We start from the raw sequence: 16,538 nt of genomic DNA, 5'->3' as shown, positions 1-16,538 counted from the left end.
GCCTGCTGCGCGGCGACGGCGGCTGCGGCGTTGGCCGCATCGGTGCTGTCGGCGTTACTCTGCGCGGCGCGGGCTTGTGCCACGGCGGCGGTGGCGGCGGCATTTTGCGCAGCCATCGCCTGGGCCGCGTTTTGCGCCGCTTGCGCTTGCGCTGCGGCGGCCTGCGCGGCGGCGTTGGCGATGGTCACTTGGGCGGCGGCGTTCTGCGCCTGCTCGGTGGCGGAGGCGTTGGCCAGCGTTTGCGCAGCATTCTGCGCGGCGGTGGCCTGTTGTGCCGCCTGCTGCGCGGCGGCGGTGACGGTGTTCAGCGTGGTCGTGGCCTGCTGACGCGTGGTCTGGGCTTGTGCGGCCGCGCGGGTCTGCTCGGCGGTGGTTTGCGCGGCATTGGTCTGCTGCGATTGGCTGGTGTTTTGTTGCGCAGCGTTAGCCTGTTGCGCGGCGGTCGTCTGTTGCGTGGCGTTGGCCTGCTGTGTCGCTGCTGTCTGCTGTGTCGCTCCTGTCTGCTGGGTTGCGTTGCTCTGCTGTGCGGCGCGGGCGTCGGCGGCATTCTGGGCGTCGGCGGCATTCTGGGCGTCGCGCGCGGCCTGCGCGTTGGCGGCCACGGTTTGCTGCAGCGCCGACACCTCGTTGGCCTGCGCCTGCTGGGCGTTGGTGGCCTGCAGCGCCGCTTGCTGCGCTTGCGCCTGTTGTGCCGCCTGCGTCTGGTCCAATTGCGCCTGCTGGGATGCGGCCAACTGCGCCGCCTGCGTCCGCGCCTGCTGCGCCTGCAGCGTCTGGTTTTGCTGATCTTGCGCCCGCTGCAGATTCTGCTGCGCCGCTTGCGATTGCTGCAGATTCTGCGCCTGCTGCAAATTCTGCGATTGCAGCGCCGTCTGCGCCTGCTGCGCATACTGATTCTGCTCCGCGATACGGGCCTGCTGCGCCACCTGCGCCTGTTGCAGCGCCAGCGCGTTCTGCGCCTGCTGTAGTGCCGTCGCCTGCCGCGCACTCAAAGTCTGCTGCGCATTCTGTGACTGCTGCACCGCCGCCGACTGGTTCGCCTGCTGGGCCAACTGTTGATTGACGATCGGCGTCGGCGTCTGCGCCAACTGCGTTCCGCTCGGCTGCTCCAGCGCCGCGCGCTGCGCCGCCAGCCGGTCGGCCGCCGTCTCCGCCGCCGGATTGCGCGCCAGGCTGCTGATCTCGGCGCGCGCCAGATCCAGCCGCGCATTGGCCGCCAAGTCCTCCGGCGTCAATGCCGGCTGCTGCGCCGACGCCAGCGCCGACAGCGGCGCGCTGTTCAAGCCCGGAATCTGCGAACTGCCGGCCGCGCTCAACTGCTCCGCATAGCTGGTCGCCACATCGCGGAAAGCATTCAGCGTGTTCTGCAAGGTCTGCGTGGTCTGTTCATTGTTGGTATTGAAGGCCGCGCGCAACTGCTCCGGCTCCAGCGACAGGCCGCCCGTCAGATCCGACAACAGCGCCGGCTGCAAACTCACCCCCAGCCGCGCCAGATTCTGCGCCTGCGTGGTGGTGCCATCATTGGTCTGCTGATTCAAATTGTTGACCAGATCATTCAGCAGCGAAGTTTCCAGCGGCTGGCCCTGATCGAAATCCACCGACGGCAGCAGATTGAAGGCGTCCACCACATTCTGCACCGCCGTATTCACCGTATCCGCCTGCAGCGCATTGCCGGCCAATTGTTCCTGCGAGTTGGTGACCGTCTGCAGGAAGCTCGCCACCGGCGACAGATCCACCTGCACCGAGGCGGTCGGCGCATCGGTGGCCGAGGTGACCGGCGTCAGTGCCGCGTTGTTGACGGCAGCGGTCTCGGTCGCGCGCGACACCGGTTGTAGCTCAGCCGTACCGGACGACGTCAGGGATGAGATAGGAAACATGCCGCTCTCCAGATGGATAAGGTTCGTCATTGGTAGCATGCGCCGCGCGGGCGGGCGCGTCCGTGTGCCAGTTCACATAAAGGAGCCATTTTTCACATTGTTAGCTTCCGCACGGTCAAGCATGGTCGATGCGCCTATTGTGGTCGTTCCCATACTGAACCAACACGAGAGGATTGCCATCATGGAAAACAGCACCGACAACACCATCGACAACAAGATCAACACCGCGCGTGACGGCGTCACCCAGATCGGCAAAGACCTGCGCGCCGACGCCCACGCCACCATCGACCGCGTCGCCGAAAAAGTGCCGCCCGCCACCGACCGCCTGGCCACCCAGGCCCATAATGGCGTCGATACTGTGGCCGACGGCGTGCAAAGCGCCTCCGAGCGCCTGGCCGCGCGCGGCAAACAGGCCGTGGAAACCTGCAAGAACATCACCGAATCGAGCCGCACCCGGGTGCGCGCCAATCCGATGGTGTCGGTGCTGGTGGCCGCTGCCGCCGGCTACGGCATCTCCAAACTGCTGGGTTCCCGCAGCAGCAAGTAAGCATCCGCCCCGTCCCACAGCCGCCGGCCGCGTTTTCCACGCGGACCGGCCGCTGCCGGCTGTGCCGGCAAATCCCCACGCCATACGCCAAGGAAGACACATGACCAAGAGTACGACCGCACCGGCCAAGACCGCAGGCGCCGGTTCCGTGATGAGTTCCTTCTCCGGACCATCTTCCGCCGCATTGCCGGATCATCTGGGCGGCGCCAGCCCGCGAGAGCAGGCGCTGTTGGACAAAGCCGGTGGCACTCAGCAGAGCGCCGCCGCCATTCCCCACAACGCCAACAAGGCCGGCGAGCACGGTGAGGCCGCGCGCACGCCGCAGCCGGGCCAGACCTGCCCGGTGCCGCATGCCGCCGCCAGCGCCAGCAGCACCAGCGAAACCAATGGTTCAGCCAAAACCGGCGGCGGCGTGCCGCCGCTGGGCGTGTGCCCGGCCGGTGATCTGGACCGCGTGCGCGCCGACGCCAGCGAGCAGCGCCTGACCACCAATCAGGGCGTGCCGGTGGCCGACAACCAGAATTCGCTGAAGGTCGGCCTGCGCGGCCCGACCGCGATGGAAGACTTCATCCTGCGCGAGAAACTGACCCACTTCGACCACGAGCGCATCCCCGAGCGGGTGGTGCACGCGCGCGGTTCGGCCGCGCATGGCTATTTCGAGAGTTATCAGAATCTGAGCGACCTCACCCGCGCCGCGCCGTTTGCCGCCGCCGGCAAGCGCACCCCGGTGTTCGTGCGCTTCTCCACCGTGGCCGGCGAGCGCGGCTCGGCCGACAGCGTGCGCGACGTGCGCGGTTTCGCCGTCAAGTTCTACACCGAGGAGGGCAACTGGGATCTGGTGGGGAATAACATCCCGGTGTTCTTCATCCAGGACGCGATGAAATTCCCGGACCTGATCCACGCCGTCAAACCGGAGCCGAACAACGGCATCCCGCAGGCCGCCAGCGCGCACGACACCTTCTGGGACTTCGTCACGCTGATGCCGGAATCGACCCACATGCTGATGTGGCACCTGTCCGACCGCGCCATCCCGCGCAGCTACCGCACCATGCAGGGCTTCGGCGTGCACACCTTCCGCCTGGTGAACGCGCAGGGCGCGTCGGTGTTCTGCAAATTCCACTGGCAGCCGCTGGCCGGCACCCATTCGCTGGTGTGGGATGAGGCGGCCAAGATCACCGGCGCTGATCCCGACTTCCATCGCCGCGACCTGTGGGAAGCCATCGAAGCCGGCGCCTATCCGGAGTGGGAACTGGGCCTGCAGATCTTCACCGAAGAACAGGCGGAGCAATTCCCGTTCGACGTGCTGGACCCTACCAAGATCGTGCCGGAGGAACTGGTGCCGGTGCAAATCGTCGGCAAGATGACCTTGAACCGCAACCCGGATAACTTCTTCGCCGAGACCGAGCAGGTGGCGTTCTGCACCGCCCACATCGTGCCCGGCATCGACTTCAGCAACGACCCGCTGCTGCAGGGCCGCATCCATTCGTATCTGGACACCCAGATCAGCCGCCTGGGCGGCGCCAACTTCCACGAAATTCCGATCAACGCGCCGCTGGCCAAGGTGCACAACAACCAGCGCGACGGCATGCACCGCCAGGCCGTGCATCGCGGCCGCGTCGCCTACGAGCCGAATTCGCTGGGCGGCGGTTGTCCATTCCAGGTCGGCATGGCCGGCTTCACCACCGCCTTCGCCAGTCTGCCGCAGCCGCCCGATGACAAAGTGCGCGGCAAGCCCGAACTGTTTGCCGACCACTACTCGCAGGCGCGTTTGTTCTGGATCTCGCAGACGCCGGCCGAGCAGGAACACATCGTCAACGCCTACCGCTTTGAGCTGAGCAAGGTGCAGACGCCGGCGATCCGCGTGCGGCTGCTGTCGATGCTGGCCAATGTCGACCCGATCCTGGCCGAGGGCGTGGCCCAGGGATTGGGACTCGAGGTGCCGCCGCCGATGCCGCTGGCGACCAGCGCGCCGCCGCCGCAGTACCCGCCATCGCCGTCGCTGTCGTTGCTGGCGCGGCCGGGCGCCAAGGGTGCGCAGACGCGCAAAGTGGCGATCCTGGCCGGCCATGGCGTCGACGCGCCGACGCTGCACGCGGTCTATGCCGAGCTGCTGGCGGCCGGCGCGGTGCCGCGTGTGGTGTCGCCGCAACTGGGACAGTTGGTGGCTTACGACGGTAGCCGCATCGACGTCGAGGTCTCGATTGAAGCCGCGCCGGCAGTGCTGTACGACGCGGTGGTGATCGCCGACGGCGCCGCCAGCGTCGCCATGCTGATGCGCGACCCCGACGCGCGCGACTTCGTGCGCCAGCAGTACCGCCACTGCAAGCCTATCCTGGCGATAGGCGCCGGCCAGGACTTGCTGACCAAGGTTGGCGTGCCGCCGGCGCTGGAGGATGGCACCGCCGATCCGGCGCTATGGACCGCCGATCCGGCAGCGCTGGAGCCGGCGCTGGCCGCGTTCCGCCAGGCGCTGGCCGCTCACCGCGACTTCCGGCGTGAGCGCGACGCCGCTCCGTTGTAATTCTCTCCCCATCGAAGTATTTCCCCCATGGCGGGCATAGTGATATGCTCGCCATAACGCATTTATGGACCCCCTTGAAGCATGGACGTTTACGCCCCTCAAGTCTGGCAGCCGCACGAGCGTCCCACCTTGCCCGGATCGCCGTCCACCCCTCATCATTCGTTCCCGAAGCGGATCGCCTTTCTGCTGGTGGGGTTCATCGTCGCCATCACCGGTGGCCTGGGGAATGCGCTGGTGTCGGTCAACCTGCCGTACCTGCAAGGCTCGCTGGGCGTGTATTCGACCGAAATCCAGTGGCTGCCGGCCGCCTATGTGATGGCCAATGTGTCGATGAACCTGTTGCTGGTCAAATTCCGCCAGCAGTACGGGCTGCGGCTGTTCACGGAGCTGTTCCTGATTTTGTACGCTGGCGTCACCGTGGCGCACTTGTTCGTGCACGGTCTGGGTTCGGCCATCGCGGTGCGGGCAGCGCACGGCATGAGCGGCGCCGCGCTGACCACGCTGGGACTGTATTACACGCTGCAAGCCTTCCCGGCGCAGCACCGGCTCAAGGGCGCGGTGCTGGGCATCGGTTTCTCGCAACTGGCGATTCCGATGGCGCGGCTGTTCTCGTCGGACTTGATGGAAATCGCGGAGTGGCGCGGCCTGTACTTCTTCGAACTGGGGCTGGCGCTGGTGTCGCTGGCCTGCGTGCTGTCGCTGAAACTGCCGCCGGGCGATCGCATCAAGGTATTCGAGAAAATGGACTTTGTCACCTTCGGCCTGTTCGCGCCCGGCGTGGCGCTGCTGTCGGCGGTGCTGGCGCTGGGCCGCTCGGTGTGGTGGCTGGAGGCGCGCTGGGTCGGCTACAGCCTGGCCGGCGCCATCGCGCTGATCGTCGCCGCGCTGGCGGTCGAACACAATCGCGCGCGGCCGCTGCTGAACACGCGCTGGCTTTCGAATGGCAATATCGCGCGGCTGGCGTTGTCGGTGCTGCTGATCCGCGTGGTGCAGTCGGAGGCCAGCGGCACGGTCGGCTTTTTGCAGGCGCTGGGTTTGAACAACGACCAGATGCTGACGCTGTGGTGGATCACCATGGCGGGCGCGGTGGCCGGCATGGTGATTAGCGCGCTGTGGATTTCGCCGGCGCGGATTCCAGGCCAGCTGCTGTTTTCGCTGGCGGTGATGGCGCTTGGCGCCTACCTCGATTCCGACGCCACCAATTTGACGCGGCCGCAGGATCTGTATCTGTCGCAGTTCCTGCTCGGCTTTGGCGGCGCGCTGTTTGTCGGGCCGACCTTCGTGTCCGGCTTTGGCGCGGTGATCGCGGCGCCGAGTAATCTGGTCAGCTTCTCGGTGATGTTCTCGATTACGCAGACGCTGGGCAGCCTGCTCGGCACCGCGCTGACCGGCACCTTCCAGGTGGTGCGCGAGAAGTATCATTCCAGCGTGCTGGTCGATCATCTGACCCTGCTCGATCCGCTGGTGGCGGCGCGCGTGTCGTCCAGCGGCCTGACCTCGCTCAGCGCGGTGGCCACGCGCGAGGCCAACATCCTGGCCTACAACGATGTCTTCCTGGCGATCACCGTGCTGGCGCTGCTGACCATGGCGTGGCTGCTGGCGCGCTATCTGTGGACGATCTGCACGGCGTGCCAGGGCGCGCCGGCGACCAACGCGCAGACGGGCATGGCGGGTGTCTCCCTTAACAATTCCGGATCTCACTGAACACATGGCTAACGATAAGAACACTCCAGACAACGTCTCTTCTTCCGACAGCCGCGTGGCGGCGGTGGCTGCCGCAGCGGCGGCAGCGGCAGTGGCTGCGGCGGCACCCACCGCGCCGGCGCCGGACCGGCGTGCGCAGATCATTTCGGCGGCGCTGTTCTCGCTGGTGGCGCTGGTCGGCGTGCTGATTGTGCTGTACGCGTGGCGACTGCCGCCGTTCAGCAGCGCCGTGGTCTCGACCGAGAACGCGCTGGTGCGCGGGCAGGTCACGCTGATCGGCACCCAACTGCCGGGCTATGTGGTGGACGTCAAGGTGCAGGACTTCCAGTACGTTAGCAAGGGCGAGCTGCTGGCGCAGATTGACGACCGTATTTATCAGCAGCGCTACGATCAGGCGCAGGCGCAGCTGGCGGCGCAAAAGGCGGCGCTGGAGAACTGGGCGCAGTCGCAGCGCTCGGCGCAGGCGGGCGTGCTGCTGAACGAGGCCACGCTGGCCAACGCGGAGGCGCAGGCGGCCAAGTCGGCGGCCGATCTGAAACGGGTCGATTCGCTGGCGGCCGATGGCTCGCTGTCCTTGCGCGAGCAGGATGCATCGAAGGCGGCGCGCACGCAAACGGTTGCGGCGGTGTCGCAGGCGCGCGCCAATCTGGAGATCGCGCGGCAGCAGGTGCGTTCGGTGACGGTCAACAAGCAATCGCTGGAGGCGGCGGTGGCGAACGCGGAGGCGGCGCTGAAGGCGTCCAGGGTGGATCTGGATAACACCCGCATCACGGCGCCGGAGGATGGCCAGTTGGGGCAGGTCACGGTGCGCAAGGGCGCGTATGTGAACACCGGCGCGCAGTTGATGGGATTGGTGCCCAAGCAGTTGTGGGTGATCGCCAATCTGAAAGAGACGCAGATGAACAATGTGCAGGTGGGGCAGCCGGCCACCTTCAAGGTCGACGCGCTGGATGGCGCGCAGCTGACCGGCGTGGTGGAGCGCATCTCGCCGGCCACCGGCTCGGAATTCAGCGTGCTGCCGGCCGATAACGCGACCGGCAACTTCGTCAAGATCGCGCAGCGTATCCCGGTGCGGATCCGCATCGATGCGGGCCAGGCCAAGGCGCGCCGGCTGGCGCCGGGCATGTCGGTGATCGTCAGCATCGATACCTCGGTGGTGGTGGACGAAGAGGGCCGCAAGCACCGCGCACCGCCGGCCGGAGCGCAACCATGAGCCGCACCGCTTTGCTGGGCGCTACGCTGCTGCTGGCCGGTTGCGCGGCGACTGTCGCACCGCCGCCGCCATCGACCTTGCAGGTGCCCACGGCGTGGCGCACGGCGGTCGAAGGGCAGGGCAGCGGCGAGGTGGCGCGGGAATGGTGGCAAAGCTTCGGCGATCCCGCGCTGACGGCGCTGGTCACCAAAGCGCTGCAAAACAACGGCGACCTGCGCGTCGCCCGCGCCCGCGTGCAGCAGTACCGCGCGCTGGTCGGCGTAGCCGCCGCCGGACAGCAAGCCAACGTCAGCGTCGACACCGCGCCAACGCGCGCGCGCCAACTGGCGTGGAACGGCGTCCCCTACGTCACCAACATCTACCAGGCCGAATTCCAGGCCAGCTACGAAGTCGACATGTGGGGCCGGCTGGCCGCCCTGACCGACGCCGCCACCGCCACCTGGCAATCCGAACAAGCCAACGCCGACGCCGCAGCGTTATCGATCGCCGCCACCGTCGCCTCGGGCTACCTCAACCTGCGCGGCCTGGACGCGCAACTGGCGCTGACCGAAGCCACCCTCAAACTGCGCGAACAATCACGCGACCTGGCGCAGAAACAGTTCGACGTCGGCTACAGCTCGCGGCTCGAATACCTGCAAGCGCAGGCCGAATACCAGACCACCGCCGAAACCATACCTCAGCTGAAGCGCCAGATCTTCGAACAGGAAAACGCCCTGTCCATCCTCACTGGCGGCAATCCCGGACCGATCGAACGCGGCATCGAACTCGAAGCACTACAAGCGCCAGTGGTACCGGCCGGACTGCCATCCGAACTGCTGCGGCGCCGGCCCGACATCGCGCGCGCCGAATACAACCTGGTCGCCATCAACGCCAACCTGCAGGCCACACGCGACCAACTGCTGCCGTCGTTCAAACTGACCGCGGTAGGTGGAGTACAAAATCTGAAATGGCACGACCTGCTGAACGCGCCGACCGCGCTGTGGCACTTGACCGGCGCCGTCGCCGCGCCAGTGTTTGAAGGCGACCGCATACAGCACCAGACCGACGCCATCGCCGCCCAACGCGACCAAACCATCTACGCCTACGAAAGCGCCGTGCGCAGCGCGTTTGCCGAAACCGACAACAGCCTGGGCGCCATCGTCAGATTGAGAGAACAAGCGATCCAGAACGACGCCCGCCGCGCCACCGCCGCCGAAACGCTGCGCATCGCGCACAACCGCTACCGCAACGGCTACGCCTCGTATCTGGAAGAACTGGACGCCCAGCGCACGCTATTCACCGCTGACGTCGGCCGGTTGCAACTGAAAACCCGCATCCTCACCGCCTCGGTCGACCTGTACCGCGCCATGGGCGGCGGCTGGAGCGCCGCCGCGAAGTGATTATTTAACCGGAATGCAGAGGTCTGCGGTGAACACGCCGGTGGCGGGGTCCATCGCGTAGTCGGCAGGGTAGCGTTCGAAGCAGGCGCCTTCGTCGGCTTTGCCGTCGGCGTGCACCTGGCCGAAGAAGGCGCCCCACGCGGCCGGCACCTGGTCGGCTGTGCCTTGGAAGGCGTAGACCGCGTAGCGGCCCGCCGGCAGGTGCGCTTCCTTGGCCGGCGGCTGGATCGCGTAGTCGGCCGCCACTTCGACGCAGGCGTCGTAGCGGCATTGGTCGGCCGGCGTGGTGGATGGATCATCCTGCGCCACGCCGTAGGTCACTTTGCCGTTCAGGCGGAACGCGGTCTGCCACGGCGTGAATACTTCTTTCCAGAAGTCGCCGATGGCGGCGCCAAACGGTCCTTTGTAGCGCAGATAGGCGACGCGGACTTCAGGCAGTTCTTTTATCTCGTATTGCATGTACCTCTCCTTGTTGGGCGGCCGGTTCGCGCCGCAGCTTGCGCAGCATGCGGCCCAGCCAATGTTCGAAGTCGTCGACGTAGGTGAACACCGCCGGTACCACCAGCAAGCTCAGTAAGGTCGATGTAATCAGGCCGCCGATCACGGTGATCGCCATCGGTGAACGGAAGCTCGGGTCGGCGCCCCAGCCCAGCGCCAGCGGCATCATGCCGGCGCCCATGGCGATGGTGGTCATCAGAATCGGCCGGCTACGTTTGTGGCAGGCGTCGACCAGCGCTTCAAATCGGCTCATGCCAGCCTGGCGCGCCAGAATAGCATAGTCGACCAGCAGGATCGAGTTCTTGGTGACGATCCCCATCAGCATGATCAGGCCGATCATGGATGGCATCGACAGCGCGCTGCGGGTGATCAGCAGCGCCACGAAGGCGCCGCCGATCGACAGCGGCAGCGCGGCCAGAATCGTCGCCGGCTGCATGAAGTCCTTGAACAGCAACACCAGCACGCAGTAGATGCACAACACGCCGATCAGCATGGCGATGCCGAAGCTGGCGAACAGCGCGGCCATTTCCTGGGTGTCGCCCAGCTCCGCGATCTTCACCGCCGGCGGCAGGTTTTTCAGCGCCGGCAGTGCGCGCGCTTCGTCGTTGACTTCACCCAGGCCGCGTTTGCCCAGTTCCACTTCCAGCGTGACGTTGCGGCTGCGGTTGAGGCGATTGATTTGCGCCGGGCCGCTTTCCATGCTGATGTCGGCCACGGTGGCCAGTAGCACCGGGCCGTTCTTGCCCGGCACGGTCAGGCGGCCGATGGCGTCCAGGTCGGCGCGCACGCTGTCCGGCAGCTTGACGCGGATCGGCACCTGGCGCTCCGGCAGGTTCATTTTGGTCAGGTTGGTGTCGTAGTCGCCGGCGGTGGCGACGCGCACGGTTTCGCCGATCGATGCGGCGGTGACGCCCATGTCGGCGGCACGCGCGAAGTCGGGTTTGACGATGATCTCCGGCCGCACCAGCGAGGCGGTGGAGCGCACGTTGCCCACGCCTTTCAGGGTGCGCAGTTCACGCTCGGCTTTTTGCGCGGCTTCCTTCAGCGCCACCGGGTCTTCGCTGCGCAGCACCAGTTGCATCTTGACGCCATTGTCCGGCGGGCCGACCTTGAAGCGGGCGCCGGCGATCGACGCCAGTTGATGGCGGATCGCTTCGTCGATGTCGGGCATCGATTCCTTGCGTTCGGTGCGGTGCACGGTGGTCACGGTCAGCACCGCGCTGCGCGCTTCGGCCGCCGCGCCGGGCGCGAAGGCGTCGCCGCTGGAGCCGCCGCCGATGGAGCTGAATACCGATTTGACGTTCTTGACCTGCATCGCCGCCAGGCGCGCTTGCTCGGCCACCACGCTGGTTTCGGCCAGTGTGGAGCCGGGCGGCAGTTCCAGCGTGATCTGGGTTTGCGCGCGGTCGGCGGCCGGCACGAAGCCGGTCGGCAGCAGGCCGGTGAGCATGATCGAGCTGACGAAGAAGGCGCCGGCCGCGCAGGCGGTGGCCAGGCGGTGCGTCAGGCACCACTTCATCACGGTCATGTAGCGCGTCATCAGCCAGCCGTCCTGCTGTTCCTTGTGGATCGCGGGTTTCAGCAGATAGGCCGCCATCATCGGCGTCAGCAAACGCGCCACCACCAGCGATGCCAGCACCGCGATCACGGCGGTCCAGCCGAACTGTTTGAAGAACAGGCCGGCCACGCCGCTCATGAAGGCGGTCGGCAGGAACACCGCCACCAGCGCGAAGGTGGTGGCGATCACCGCCATGCCGATTTCGTCGGCCGCTTCCAGCGCCGCTTCCATCGGCGTTTTGCCCATGCGCAGATGGCGCTCGATGTTTTCGATTTCGACGATGGCGTCGTCCACCAGAACGCCCACCACCAAGGCCAGCGACAGCAGAGTGACGGTGTTCAGCGTGTAGCCGAACAGGTAGATGCCGAGGAAGGCCGGCAGCACCGACAGCGGCAACGCGGCCGCCGCCACCAGCGTGGCGCGCCAGTCGCGCAGGAACCACCACACCACCAGCACCGCCAGCAGCGCGCCTTCGTACAGCAGTTCCATCGAGCCTTCGAAGTTTTCCTCGACCGGATGGGCGTTGTCGATCACCTGTTTCAGTTCGATCTTGGGATTGTTCTTCTGCAGTTCGGCGACGGCGGCGCGCGCACCTTTGGCGACCTCGGTTTCGCTGGCGCCCTTGGTGCGGAAGATTTCAAAGCCGACCACCGGTAGGCCGTCCTGCAGCGCCACGGCGCGCGGTTCGGACACGGTGTCGGTGACGGTGGCCACCTGGTCCAGCCGCACGCGGCGGCCGTCGCTCAGCGGCAGGTCCATGCGCGCCAGTTCGGCCGCGGTCTGCACGGTGGCGATGGTGCGCACCGATTGTTCGGCGCCGCTGACGTCACCACGTCCGCCCGGCGCTTCCTTTTGCACGTTGCGCAGCTGGCGCGAGACGTCCAGCGCCGACACGCGCAGCGCCGCCATGCGGGCGTCATCCAGTTCGACCCGGATTTCGCGATACACGCCACCCACGCGCTTGACCGCGCCCACGCCCGGCACCGACAGCAGGCGCTTGGAGACGGCGTTGTCGACGAACCAGCTCAGTTCCTGCGCGTCCGGCTGTTCGCCGTGGGTTGGCGCGGCGGTGGCGGTAAAGGTCAGCACCACGCGGCCGGCGGTGGTGGCCTTGGTCACCTGCGGGTCGCGCATTTCGGCCGGCATGTCGGCCTTGACGCGGGCCACCGCGTCGCGCACGTCGTTCACCGCGTCGGAGATGTTCTTCTCCAGGATGAATTCGATGGTGGTGGTGGAGACGCCATCCAGCACGGTGGTGTAGATGTTTTTCACGCCTTGCAGCGTAGCGACCGAGTCTTCGATCTTGCGCGAGACTTCGGTTTCCAGCTGGGCCGGCGCGCTGCCGTCCAGCGTGGCGGTGACGGTGACGATGGGCAGTTCGATGTCTGGGAAGTCCTGCACCGGATTGGCCTTGTAGGCCATGAAGCCGGCCAGCGACAACAGCACAAACAGCATGATCGCCGGGATCGGATTCCTGATCGAGAGGGCGGAGAAATTCATGAGCGGTCCTTATTTGGCGGCGACTTTGGCCGGCGCGTCGGCGCTGACCAGTACCAGGTCGCCGTCGTTGAGGAAGCCGGCACCGCGCACCACGATGTCGGTGCCGGCATTCAGTCCGCCCAGCACTTCGATGCGGTCGCCGAGACGGCGGCCCGGTTGCACCTTGAGCTGGCTGACGTGCTTGTCGGCGTTGAGGCGGAACACGAAGCTGAAGCCGTCGCGCACCACGATGGCTTGCTGCGGCACGGTCATGGCGTCGGAGGCGCCCAGTTCGAACTGGCCGCTGGCGAACATGCCGGCCTTGAACGGCGTGTCCTTGCTGCCGGCATTCTGCGGCAGGTCGACGTACACCAGCGCCGAGCGGGTTTGCAGGTCAACCGTGGGCGCGATCATGCGCACCTTGCCAGTGACTTCGCTGCCGTTGGCGGCTTTCACCACCGCGCTGACGCCGGGCTTGAGGTGACGCAGGTCGGCGGCAACCACCTCTGCGCGCCATTCGAGGCGGCCCTGACGGATCATGCGGAACAGCTCAGTGCCGGCGCTGGACACCGCGCCCACGGTGGCGCTGCGCGCCGAGATGATGCCGCTGTCGGGCGCCACCACGCGCGTGTATTTGAGGCGCAGCTGCTGGCTGGCCAGCGTGGCCTTGGCGGAGGCGATGCGGGCGTTGGCGGTTTGCTCGGCGGTGTTGTATTGGCTGATCTGCTGCGCGCTGAGGGCGCCGGAGTTTTGCAGCGTGCGCGCGCGCGCCGCGTTGGCGGCGGCATCGGCGGCGTTGGCTTCGGCTTCATGCAGCGCGGCCTGGGCCTGGGCGATGTCGGCGTTGACGGTCTCGGATGAGAACACGGCCAGCACGTCGCCGGCTTTGACCACGTCGCCGACGTTGACCCGCACCTCGGTCAGGCGCAGACCGTTCGATTCGGACGACACAACAGCTTCCTGCCAGGCGGCGACGTTGCCGTTGGCGGCCAGTTTGATTGGCAGGCTGGCGGCGCTGGGTTTGGTGGTGGTGACGGTCAACGCGGGCTTGGGCGCGTCGGTTTTCTTGTCGTCGGCGGCCTGGGTGGACGGCGCGTAGGCGGCGATGCCGGCGGCGGCGACGGCGAAGGCGGCCACCAGGACGTAGGCGAGGGGTTTGAGTTTGGTTTTCATGTCGGGCTGTGTGGATTAGTTGGCGGCGCTGGTATTGATGGCGCTCGCGGTCGGCGTGAAGCCGCCGCCGGCGGCGCGGTACAGCGCGACCCAGGCGGCGCTGCGTTCGCGCTGCAGATTGATGACGGTTTGTTCGGCGCTCAGACGGGTGCGGCGCGCGTCTTCCAGTTCGAACAGGCTGGCCATGCCGTTCTTGTAGCGATCGTCGACGGCGCTGTAGTTGGCGCGGTAGCCTTCCAGCGCGGTCTGGGCGTCGCCGGCGCGGGCGGCGGTGCTGTCCAGGTTGACCAACGCTTGTTCGACTTCGCTGGCGGCGGTGCGCACGGTGGAGCGGTAGCTGATCACGGCGGCGTCGTAGCGGGCCTTGGCGGCTTCCACGTTGGCGGCGCGGCGGCCGGCATCAAACACCGGCATCGAGACCGACAGCGGGCCGATGGTCCAGGTGTCGGTGTGGGTGTTGACGCCGCCGGTGAGGAAGTTGGCGACGCCGACCGAGCCGCCCAGCGACAGACGCGGATAGCGTTGCGCGTCGGCGTTACCGACTTCCGCGCTGGCGGCGGCCACTTCGCGTTCGGCGGTGAACACGTCCGGCCGCTGGCTCAGCGTGCGCGCCGGAAGTTCGGTGATCGCCATTGCTGGCGCCTCAGTCGCGACGTTGGCATTCAAGCCGGCGGCCAGCTTCTGGCGCAGCGCCGGTTCGGCAATCGCGGTCAGCGCCGACAGCACTTTGACGTCGACATCGCAGGCGGCGCGTTGCGACAGATAGCGGCTGTTGCCATCGGCCGCGCTGGCACGCGCCAGCGACAGGCTGGCCGGCGACTGGAAGCCCGCCTTGGCACTGAGCTCGGTCAGACGGGCGGTGTCGGCGCGCGAGACGGCGTCCTGCTGCGCCACCGCCAGCAACTGCTCGCAGGCGCGCAGATCGTAATACTGATTGGCCACTTCCGCCGCCACCGACACCCGCGCATCATGCCAGCCAGCGTGCGCGCTTTCCAGACGCGCCTGCGCCGCGTCACGCGTGGCACGATTGGCGCCAAACAGATCCAGCTCCCACGAGGCATTCAGCGCCAGTTGGGTAGTGGTCCCCATCGGTACGCTCGATTGCTGATTGGAGCGGCTCACGCTGCCCGCCGCATCCACATTGGGCACCAGCGCGGCGCCGGCGGTCACGCGGTCTGAGCGCGACTGCGCAATGCGCGATACCGCCGATGCCACCGTCGGACTGGCACTCTGCGCAGACTCGATCAGCTCCGCCAGCAGGCCATCAGCCTGACCGCGCCACCAGGTGGCGAGATCGGTCTGGCTGCCATTGTGCGGCAACGGCGCCTGCCATTGCTGGGGCGCCAGCGCATCCACCTGTGGCGCCGGGCGCTGCACGGCGCAGGCGCTCAGCGTCGCCGCGACCGCCACTGCGGCCGCGCGTAAAAAAATACTCATGCTTTCCCTTGTTGAAGTTTGTTTTTTTCCGCCAGCACCAGCGTCTCCGCATACCCCACCAGATGCGCGGCCCAGGCGGCGATGGCGTCGGGCGTGTCCATCATCTGCGGCGTGATGCGCGCCACCACGTCGCGCGCGATCAGCATCTGCACGCACATCGCCGCGATCGCGTATGCCAGCCGGTGCACGCCATCGTCCGGAGCGGCCAGGCCGAGGTGGCGGCACAGCACCTGCACCAGCGCCGCGTGCTCCGGCAGGATGTTGGTCTCGATCACCTGCTGCCAGATGCCGGTTGGTTCCAGCATCTCGCGGTAGAACAGGCGCAGCATGGCGTCGGCGTCGCCACCGGCCATCAGCGGCGCGATCATCTGCGTGTAATAGCCCTGCAGCGCCTCGCGCAGCGTGAAGTGCGGTTGCGCGAACTGGTCGATGTTGTCGGCCGTCGGCGTGCAGATCACGGCAAAGCAGGCTTGATACAGCCCGGCCTTGTCACCGAAGTAGTAGCTGATGGCGGCCACATTGGCGCCGGCCGCCTGCGCGATTTCGCGGGTCGAGGTTTTGGAGTAGCCCTGTTCGCCGAACAGGCGCATGGCGGCATGCAGCAGCCGCTCGCGCGATAGTTCGCCGTCCGAACGCGGCTTGCGGGCGTCTTCGGCGACGGCGGGCTGGCTGGAATCATGATGGGTAGGTTTAGCGTTCATGCCGGCGATTACATCACACAATTCAAACAAATGATATAACTAAATCGTTTGTTTAATTTATTGCTGAAGTACTCGCTACTTCAGCTTCGATGTGTAGACGGCGGCAAAATGCAAATATTGCAAACCAAAGCAAAAATCTTCGGATCAGGGGAGGGTGGAGGATGGGGGAGCTAAAATCCGAGTCCGGTCTAAACCAGTCTAAACGCGGCCAAGCGGGTCTAACACGGTCTAAGAATCGACGCTGCCGGTCTAAAACAGTCTAAGAAACCGCGATGAAAGTCTAAAACGGTCGCAAAAAAACAGGCGAAAGTCTAAAACGGTCCAGAATTCAGTTCTGAGCGCTAATTTTTAGACCGTTCTAACTGCAGCCGGTTGAAGCGGTTTCTGTAATCGGCGGCGCGTTCCCAGTAATCCTCGCCTGGGAAGCGGAGCCAGATGAAACGCCAGGCGT

Annotated in this window: 10 protein-coding genes and 1 pseudogene; 5 read left to right on the top strand and 6 right to left on the bottom strand. The window is 66.4% G+C overall.

Annotated features, from left to right (window positions below):
• Nucleotides 1-1,877 (bottom strand): annotated as a pseudogene (locus tag GJ699_RS35005) (hypothetical protein); the annotation flags it as partial.
• A gap of 181 nt (nucleotides 1,878-2,058) precedes the next feature.
• Here GJ699_RS35005 and GJ699_RS20275 point away from each other — a divergent pair.
• From GJ699_RS20275 to GJ699_RS20255, 5 genes are all read left to right on the top strand, one after another.
• Entirely contained in the window at nucleotides 2,059-2,424 is a 366-nt protein-coding gene (locus tag GJ699_RS20275) for an ElaB/YgaM/YqjD family protein (protein WP_154379607.1), read from the top strand.
• Between the two features lie 100 nt (nucleotides 2,425-2,524).
• Entirely contained in the window at nucleotides 2,525-4,945 is a 2,421-nt protein-coding gene (locus GJ699_RS20270) for a catalase (RefSeq protein WP_154379605.1), read from the top strand.
• Nucleotides 4,946-5,026: 81 nt separating this feature from the next.
• Complete coding sequence (locus GJ699_RS20265) at nucleotides 5,027-6,649, top strand: MFS transporter (RefSeq protein ID WP_154379603.1); 1,623 nt, start codon at nucleotides 5,027-5,029, stop codon at nucleotides 6,647-6,649.
• Nucleotides 6,650-6,653: 4 nt separating this feature from the next.
• The gene (locus GJ699_RS20260) at nucleotides 6,654-7,862 is read left to right on the top strand and encodes an HlyD family secretion protein (protein WP_154379601.1); all 1,209 of its coding nucleotides are present in this window, start codon (nucleotides 6,654-6,656) and stop codon (nucleotides 7,860-7,862) included.
• A complete protein-coding gene (locus GJ699_RS20255) occupies nucleotides 7,859-9,241 on the top strand; it encodes an efflux transporter outer membrane subunit (RefSeq protein ID WP_154379599.1) in 1,383 nt (460 codons plus the stop codon). The genes GJ699_RS20260 and GJ699_RS20255 overlap by 4 nt, the downstream gene beginning before the upstream one ends.
• Here GJ699_RS20255 and GJ699_RS20250 read toward each other — a convergent pair whose 3' ends face one another.
• The 5 genes from GJ699_RS20250 to GJ699_RS20230 are packed head-to-tail and all read right to left on the bottom strand — an operon-like array spanning nucleotide 9,242 to nucleotide 16,087.
• Entirely contained in the window at nucleotides 9,242-9,700 is a 459-nt protein-coding gene (locus GJ699_RS20250) for an AraC family transcriptional regulator (RefSeq protein WP_154379597.1), read from the bottom strand. It lies immediately after the preceding gene.
• Nucleotides 9,672-12,797 (bottom strand): efflux RND transporter permease subunit, encoded by a 3,126-nt coding sequence (locus GJ699_RS20245; protein WP_154379595.1) that lies wholly within the window; start codon nucleotides 12,795-12,797, stop codon nucleotides 9,672-9,674. Before GJ699_RS20245 ends, GJ699_RS20250 begins: the two co-directional genes overlap by 29 nt.
• Before the next feature lie 9 nt (nucleotides 12,798-12,806).
• A complete protein-coding gene (locus GJ699_RS20240; RefSeq protein WP_154379593.1) occupies nucleotides 12,807-13,949 on the bottom strand; it encodes an efflux RND transporter periplasmic adaptor subunit in 1,143 nt (380 codons plus the stop codon).
• 15 nt (nucleotides 13,950-13,964) lie between these two features.
• Nucleotides 13,965-15,386: an efflux transporter outer membrane subunit gene (locus tag GJ699_RS20235; protein WP_154379591.1), complete on the bottom strand. Its 1,422-nt coding sequence runs from the start codon at nucleotides 15,384-15,386 to the stop codon at nucleotides 13,965-13,967.
• On the bottom strand, nucleotides 15,383-16,087 hold the full coding sequence (locus GJ699_RS20230; protein ID WP_154379589.1) for a CerR family C-terminal domain-containing protein: 705 nt from the start codon (nucleotides 16,085-16,087) through the stop codon (nucleotides 15,383-15,385). Before GJ699_RS20230 ends, GJ699_RS20235 begins: the two co-directional genes overlap by 4 nt.
• Nucleotides 16,088-16,538: the final 451 nt, after the last annotated feature.

It is taken from the genome of Duganella guangzhouensis (genome assembly GCF_009674535.1).
Classification (GTDB): Bacteria; Pseudomonadota; Gammaproteobacteria; order Burkholderiales; family Burkholderiaceae_D; genus Rugamonas; species Rugamonas guangzhouensis.
This window is presented reverse-complemented; position numbering and strand designations above follow the sequence as displayed.

Coding starts and splice junctions, on each gene's coding strand:
- GJ699_RS20255 (WP_154379599.1), top strand. CDS start 7,859: ATGAGCCGCACCGCTTTGCTGGGCGCTACGCTGCTGCTGGCCGGTTGC.
- GJ699_RS20250 (WP_154379597.1), bottom strand. CDS start 9,700: ATGCAATACGAGATAAAAGAACTGCCTGAAGTCCGCGTCGCCTATCTG.
- GJ699_RS20240 (WP_154379593.1), bottom strand. CDS start 13,949: ATGAAAACCAAACTCAAACCCCTCGCCTACGTCCTGGTGGCCGCCTTC.
- GJ699_RS20230 (WP_154379589.1), bottom strand. CDS start 16,087: ATGAACGCTAAACCTACCCATCATGATTCCAGCCAGCCCGCCGTCGCC.
- GJ699_RS20235 (WP_154379591.1), bottom strand. CDS start 15,386: ATGAGTATTTTTTTACGCGCGGCCGCAGTGGCGGTCGCGGCGACGCTG.
- GJ699_RS20245 (WP_154379595.1), bottom strand. CDS start 12,797: ATGAATTTCTCCGCCCTCTCGATCAGGAATCCGATCCCGGCGATCATG.
- GJ699_RS20270 (WP_154379605.1), top strand. CDS start 2,525: ATGACCAAGAGTACGACCGCACCGGCCAAGACCGCAGGCGCCGGTTCC.
- GJ699_RS20265 (WP_154379603.1), top strand. CDS start 5,027: ATGGACGTTTACGCCCCTCAAGTCTGGCAGCCGCACGAGCGTCCCACC.
- GJ699_RS20260 (WP_154379601.1), top strand. CDS start 6,654: ATGGCTAACGATAAGAACACTCCAGACAACGTCTCTTCTTCCGACAGC.
- GJ699_RS20275 (WP_154379607.1), top strand. CDS start 2,059: ATGGAAAACAGCACCGACAACACCATCGACAACAAGATCAACACCGCG.